The organism is Methanobrevibacter thaueri, from assembly GCF_015062905.1.
Lineage (GTDB): Archaea > Methanobacteriota > Methanobacteria > Methanobacteriales > Methanobacteriaceae > Methanocatella > Methanocatella thaueri_A.
The window spans coordinates 1-5,116 of the sequence record NZ_SUTK01000073.1; the positions used below are offsets into that span (position 1 = coordinate 1).

The 5,116-nt window shown below is 37.5% G+C and carries 12 protein-coding genes; all 12 read left to right on the forward strand.

All coding sequences use genetic code 11. The annotated features are described in order from the left end of the window. Positions 1-277 precede the first annotated feature (277 nt). Positions 278-517, forward strand: a complete 240-nt coding sequence (locus E7Z79_RS09005; RefSeq protein ID WP_303739610.1) for a hypothetical protein — start codon at positions 278-280, stop codon at positions 515-517. 27 nt (positions 518-544) lie between these two features. Beyond that, entirely contained in the window at positions 545-934 is a 390-nt protein-coding gene (locus E7Z79_RS09010; protein WP_303739611.1) for a type II toxin-antitoxin system VapC family toxin, read from the forward strand. Positions 935-1,134: 200 nt separating this feature from the next. Beyond that, positions 1,135-1,509, forward strand: a complete 375-nt coding sequence (locus tag E7Z79_RS09015) for a ribonuclease P protein component 4 (RefSeq protein WP_303739612.1) — start codon at positions 1,135-1,137, stop codon at positions 1,507-1,509. Beyond that, positions 1,469-1,726: a YhbY family RNA-binding protein gene (locus tag E7Z79_RS09020; protein ID WP_303739613.1), complete on the forward strand. Its 258-nt coding sequence runs from the start codon at positions 1,469-1,471 to the stop codon at positions 1,724-1,726. The genes E7Z79_RS09015 and E7Z79_RS09020 overlap by 41 nt, the downstream gene beginning before the upstream one ends. 93 nt (positions 1,727-1,819) lie before the next feature. Beyond that, entirely contained in the window at positions 1,820-2,257 is a 438-nt protein-coding gene (locus tag E7Z79_RS09025) for a 30S ribosomal protein S19e (RefSeq protein ID WP_303739614.1), read from the forward strand. 24 nt (positions 2,258-2,281) lie between these two features. Then, positions 2,282-2,638: a DNA-binding protein gene (locus tag E7Z79_RS09030; RefSeq protein WP_303739615.1), complete on the forward strand. Its 357-nt coding sequence runs from the start codon at positions 2,282-2,284 to the stop codon at positions 2,636-2,638. 5 nt (positions 2,639-2,643) lie between these two features. After that, complete coding sequence (locus E7Z79_RS09035) at positions 2,644-3,228, forward strand: asparagine synthase-related protein (protein ID WP_303739616.1); 585 nt, start codon at positions 2,644-2,646, stop codon at positions 3,226-3,228. A gap of 20 nt (positions 3,229-3,248) precedes the next feature. Further along, the gene (locus tag E7Z79_RS09040) at positions 3,249-3,404 is read left to right on the forward strand and encodes a 50S ribosomal protein L39e (protein WP_004032463.1); all 156 of its coding nucleotides are present in this window, start codon (positions 3,249-3,251) and stop codon (positions 3,402-3,404) included. 13 nt (positions 3,405-3,417) lie between these two features. Further along, positions 3,418-3,663 carry a 50S ribosomal protein L31e gene (locus tag E7Z79_RS09045; protein WP_292601775.1) on the forward strand — a complete coding sequence of 82 codons (246 nt, stop codon included), beginning with the start codon at positions 3,418-3,420 and terminating at the stop codon, positions 3,661-3,663. 25 nt (positions 3,664-3,688) lie between these two features. Further along, positions 3,689-4,363, forward strand: coding sequence for a translation initiation factor IF-6 (locus tag E7Z79_RS09050; RefSeq protein ID WP_303739617.1), 675 nt, complete (start codon positions 3,689-3,691; stop codon positions 4,361-4,363). 25 nt (positions 4,364-4,388) lie between these two features. After that, positions 4,389-4,613 carry a 50S ribosomal protein L18Ae gene (gene rpl18a, locus E7Z79_RS09055; protein WP_292805332.1) on the forward strand — a complete coding sequence of 75 codons (225 nt, stop codon included), beginning with the start codon at positions 4,389-4,391 and terminating at the stop codon, positions 4,611-4,613. 18 nt (positions 4,614-4,631) lie between these two features. Then, positions 4,632-5,069 carry a prefoldin subunit alpha gene (gene pfdA, locus E7Z79_RS09060; protein ID WP_303739618.1) on the forward strand — a complete coding sequence of 146 codons (438 nt, stop codon included), beginning with the start codon at positions 4,632-4,634 and terminating at the stop codon, positions 5,067-5,069. The last annotated feature ends 47 nt before the right edge of the window (positions 5,070-5,116 follow it).

The window sequence follows — 5,116 nt, forward strand, 5'->3', positions numbered from 1 at the left end:
ATTTTATATATATTTTTTTGTGCATATCAAAAAAATATATATAAAATTCTAATCTAATTATAATTGCTGATGTCAGTCGAGCCTGCAGCCATTAAGTCTTTATACTAGGTCCTACATATTAAGACATGATTGGATATAGGTGGGGGAATATCTCAAAATCTCTTTTGAAATTGATGAGGGCTGCTTGAGAAGTTGAGGATGCAGGCATTTGAAGTCGAATCCGATTACTTGGATTTGATTGTTGAATACATTAAAAGGAATAAAAGGATGTGATAATATGCATGATATTCATATATCTGAAGAAATTATGAACGGCATAACTGATAGGTGTAGGCAAATCAATTGCAATCCTGAAAAGTTAATAAATAGTATTCTTTATGACTATTTGAGGAAAGTTAAAGACCTCCCTCCAACAATTGATGCAGAAAAGATTTGGGCAATGCTTGATCATGATGGCTCTGAGGATGATGACGTATTGGAAAAGCTTTTCAATCTTGGAGAAACCGGTTGGGATTGAAATTCGACAAACACCACATGTGATAATATGATTTTTCTTGATACCTCATACATTAATAGTTTAATTATTAAAAATGACCCTTATCGCCAGTATGCTAAAAATATTAAACCTCTTTTGGAAAAAGAAGCAAAAATAACCAATATAACAGTTCTTATTGAAGTGTTTAATAGTATTTCTCCATATAATTTTTTTGGTGATGTAAATGAGTTAAAAAACTACTTGCTAAATCTATATGATTTTGACTTTTTAACTGAGGAGGACTATGAAAGGGCATTTGAATTTTTCAATTATTATAATCGCAGTGTGAATTTTTCCGATTGTACTATTTTGGTTTCTATGCAAAAACATGGGATTGGCAGAATCGCCTCCTTCGATGCAGATTTTGACAAGATTAGGGGATTTGAAAGGATTCATTAGGAATTCTTTTTTTCCTTTAAATTTCGTGATGACCAAAAATACCCAAAAATTCACAACCTTTATAAATACCAACAGACATAATTATTCTTAATATTCATATTAACCTAAGGTTATCTTAACTATGGTTTTTGTTTTAATTTGCGCAAATCATTTTAATTCAATTTTGAATATTATATCCTACATTTCAAAGGAGGATATTTTTGAGTAGAGGAAAACGACCAAAGTGGATGATTGAAATAGCGATTGAAAGAATGAACATTCTTTTTAATCGGGCCGAGATGGAATTCATCACCCATCCGGAAAGATCACATCGCTATGTTGAGCTTGCATTGAAGCTGTCCACCAAATACAATACTCCTGTGCCTGACGAATGGCGAAGGAGATATTGCAAGAGTTGCAAATCCTTTCTCAAGCCTGGTCGCAATTGCACCGTCCGGCTGGTTGACTCTGAGGTCAACATTTTTTGTGGTGAATGCGGTCACGCAATGAAAGTTCCCTATCACAGGGAAAAGAAGTTAAAAAGGAGAGCTAAATATGATTCAAAACAAAAAGGAATTGATGAACAGAGCTCTTAATGCGATGACAATCAACATTGGCAAAGCAGGCGTTAACGACAATGTTATAGAAGAAATCAAACGTCAACTCAAGGCCAATGAAATCGTCAAACTTAAATTTGCAAAAAATATCGCTCGCGATAAAGACGCTTACATCGACGAAATCGTCTCAAAGACCCGAGCAAAGCTCGTGGACGTGAGAGGTCACGTTGCTGTAATCTACAAGAAAAAGCCTTAAACATTATAAATTTAGAGTTACAGGCCCTATTTTTTTAGGTCTTAAATTTACAGTGGATTAAGCTACAATAAAAAATAATATTGGAGAATTAATATGACTACTGTATTTGATGTACCTGCAGATTTATTAATTGAAAAAGTCGCAGAAGAATTTAAAGAGAATGACAAGATAGAATCTCCTGCATGGTCCAATTTTGTTAGAACCGGTGTCCACAAGGAAAGAAAACCGGAAAACCCTGATTGGTGGTTTATAAGAACTGCTTCTATCATCAGAAGAGTTTACATTGACGGACCTGTTGGTGTTTCAAGTTTAAGAACTTTCTACGGCGGTAAAAAAGACCGTGGCGTACGTCCTGAAAAATTCATGAGAGGAAGCGGATCTATCATCAGAACTGCACTCCAACAGCTTGAAGACGCAGGATACGTAGAAAAAGTTGTAGGCGGAAGAGTTGTATCTCCTCAAGGAAGATCATTTTTGGATAAAATCTCCGGAGAAATAATTAAAGACATTCCTGAACTTGAAAAATATTAATTATAATTTTTAGGAGAGTTTGATATGAGCGAATTAGACGAAATTCGTCAAAGGAGAATGGCTGAATTGCAGGCCCAACAGGCTGCTGCCCAAAACCAGGCCCAACAACAGGCCATGGCACAGGCTCAACAGCAAGAGGCCCAAGCACAATTCGAAGCTCAGAAAAAACAAATCTTAGGCCAAATCATGACTCCTGAAGCTCGCCAAAGATTGGCAAATCTCAAATTAACCAAACCAGAGCTTGTCAACAACATTGAACTTCAGCTGATTCAGTCCGCACAGGCAGGAAGCCTAAGAGGAAAAGTAACTGATGACCAGCTCAAAGTCCTTTTAAGACAGATTGCAGGTCAGAAAAGAGAAATTAAGATTACAAGGAAATAATATTCATGAAGGCTGCTGTTTTGTATAGTGGAGGCAAGGACTCATCCTTTGTGGCAGTGATGCTTGAAAGGCTTGGCCTTGACGTGGAATTATACACAGCAAATTTCGGCGTGTACGATTCATACATTCCTGCATCAAAATCCGCAGAATCCCTGGGATTCAAGCACAATGTCCTGAAAATGGATAATGATATCCTCAAAAGAACATGCGAAAAGATCCTCGAGGACGGATTTCCCAATGAAGGAATAAAATACATCCACCGCATGACAGTGGAGGAACTTGCAAAGACTCATGATATTATTGCAGACGGGACAAGACGTGATGACAGAACTCCAAAACTTTCAGTCAATCAGATAAAAAGCCTTGAAGACAGGTTTGACACACAATACATCAACCTGGACAGTTTTGGCCACAAGTCAGTTAAGATGATTACCGAAAGCCTCTTTGAAATTTCAAAGGAAAGGTCAAACAGGGACACAAGTTCCGACTTTGAGGTTGAGATAAGGGAAATGATTGAAAAGATGGGTTCCGATCCGCTGGAAATATTCCCGGAACATTATCAAACTCGTGTTATCGGATATAAAAAATAATTATTATTACAGGTGAGAAAATGAGTAGAAATAAACCATTAGCTAAAAAATTAAGAATGGCAAAAGCAAACAAACAAAATAGGAGAATTCCAATCTGGGCTTATGCTAAAACTAACCGTAAACTTAGATACAGACCTAAACCTAGACATTGGAGAAGAAACAGTCTTAAATTATAATTGAGGGGTTAAAATGGAAAGAGTTTACACAATTCCACTTAGAAATGTAAAAGAAGTCAAAAGGACTATCAGAGCTCCTAGAGCAATCAGGGAGATCAAAATTTTCTTGACCAAACACATGAAAGCTAGTGATGTTAAAATTGACGAATCTATCAATCATGCAATTTGGGAAAGAGGTATTCAAAAAATACCTTCAAAAATCACTGTAAAAGCAGTTAAAGATGATGATGGTGTAGTAAAAGCTACTTTAGCAGAATAGACACGCGAAAATGTGAGGTGACAATATGTTGAAAAGAATAGACATTGTAGGAAATCCAAATATTGGAGTGTTTGTCCTTGCAACCGACAACTTGGCTATTGTTCCTTATAACCTTTTAGATGAAAAGGCAGACATTATCAAGGAAACATTAGAGGTTGAAGTTGTAAAATCTTCTATTTCTGGATCAAGCCTTATAGGATCTTTAGCTGTAGCTAATTCAAATGGTATTGTTGTTTCCCCACATGTTTTAGATAGGGAAGTTAAACAGTTTGAGGACATGGGTTTAAAAGTGGCCACCATACCTGGCCAGTACACTGCAGTCGGAAACATCGTTGCGGCAAACGACAAGGGCGCAATAGCCTCTCCGTTCTTAAGCCCTGAAGCAATCGAAGTGCTTGAAGAGACTCTTGACGTGGATGTAAAGACATCCCATATCGTCGGAAGCGACATCATCGGTTCACTTGTTAAGGTTACAAACAAGGGGTTCCTGATGAGCAAGAACGCACTTTCCTCAGAAGTTAACTTTGCTCGTGAAGTATTTGGTGTTGAGGGAGATATCGGTACTGTCGGCAGAGGAATTCCTCTTGTTGGCGCATGCATTTTGGCAAACTCCACTGGAGCAATTGTCGACAAAGACAGTACAGGTCCTGAAATGGCTAGAGTTGAAGAGGCATTAGGCTTTTTGGATGATGATTTTTAATTAATACAATCATGAGGGATTTTATATGATAACAAAAATTTACAGAGTTAAAGGTACTTTTGTAATGGGCGACGAATACCATGACTTTACCAAAGAATACAAGGCAACTTGCGAATCCGACATAGAAAGCAAAATCTATGCAAACTTTGGAAGCAAACATGGTATCAACAGGAACCAGATTTCAATCGACTCAATTGAGGAAATCGCTCCTGAAGATGTCGAAGACCCAATCGTAAAAGAAATTTTATAGGCGCATTGAGGGATTGACATGGAAGATCAACAAAGATTAAACAACCTTGTTAATGAAATCAATGTATACAGGCAACAGGCTGAATTGATTCAACAGCAAATTGAAATGATTCAAGCCTCCCTTGCTGAAGTTGACGCATTATTTGCTACCTTGGACGATATTGAAGGTAAGGAATCAGTTGAAGCTTTCGTACCTGTCGGTGCAGGTTCCTTTATGAAAGGGGAACTCAAAAGCACTGATGAAATCATCGTAAGCATAGGTGCAGGTCTTGCAGTCAAAAAAGATGCAGACGGCGCTCGCGAAATCTTGAACGGCCAAAAGGAAGAACTGAAAGACAGCATGGACAAAATGCTTGCTAACCTGCAGCAAACCACTGACATTGTCGGAAGTCTTCAGGCACAGGCTGAACAGATTGCAGCTGCTGCACAAGGTAATATGACCCAAAGAATGGGTTAAATTATCTTTTTTTACTTTTTTTTTAAAATATTTTTTTTAAAGCCCGA

Bases quoted from the DNA above. Each gene is read 5' to 3' on its own strand.
- E7Z79_RS09005 (WP_303739610.1), top strand. From the start codon at position 278: ATGCATGATATTCATATATCTGAAGAAATTATGAACGGCATAACTGAT.
- E7Z79_RS09010 (WP_303739611.1), top strand. From the start codon at position 545: ATGATTTTTCTTGATACCTCATACATTAATAGTTTAATTATTAAAAAT.
- E7Z79_RS09020 (WP_303739613.1), top strand. From the start codon at position 1,469: ATGATTCAAAACAAAAAGGAATTGATGAACAGAGCTCTTAATGCGATG.
- E7Z79_RS09025 (WP_303739614.1), top strand. From the start codon at position 1,820: ATGACTACTGTATTTGATGTACCTGCAGATTTATTAATTGAAAAAGTC.
- E7Z79_RS09030 (WP_303739615.1), top strand. From the start codon at position 2,282: ATGAGCGAATTAGACGAAATTCGTCAAAGGAGAATGGCTGAATTGCAG.
- E7Z79_RS09035 (WP_303739616.1), top strand. From the start codon at position 2,644: ATGAAGGCTGCTGTTTTGTATAGTGGAGGCAAGGACTCATCCTTTGTG.
- E7Z79_RS09040 (WP_004032463.1), top strand. From the start codon at position 3,249: ATGAGTAGAAATAAACCATTAGCTAAAAAATTAAGAATGGCAAAAGCA.
- E7Z79_RS09045 (WP_292601775.1), top strand. From the start codon at position 3,418: ATGGAAAGAGTTTACACAATTCCACTTAGAAATGTAAAAGAAGTCAAA.
- E7Z79_RS09050 (WP_303739617.1), top strand. From the start codon at position 3,689: ATGTTGAAAAGAATAGACATTGTAGGAAATCCAAATATTGGAGTGTTT.
- rpl18a (WP_292805332.1), top strand. From the start codon at position 4,389: ATGATAACAAAAATTTACAGAGTTAAAGGTACTTTTGTAATGGGCGAC.
- pfdA (WP_303739618.1), top strand. From the start codon at position 4,632: ATGGAAGATCAACAAAGATTAAACAACCTTGTTAATGAAATCAATGTA.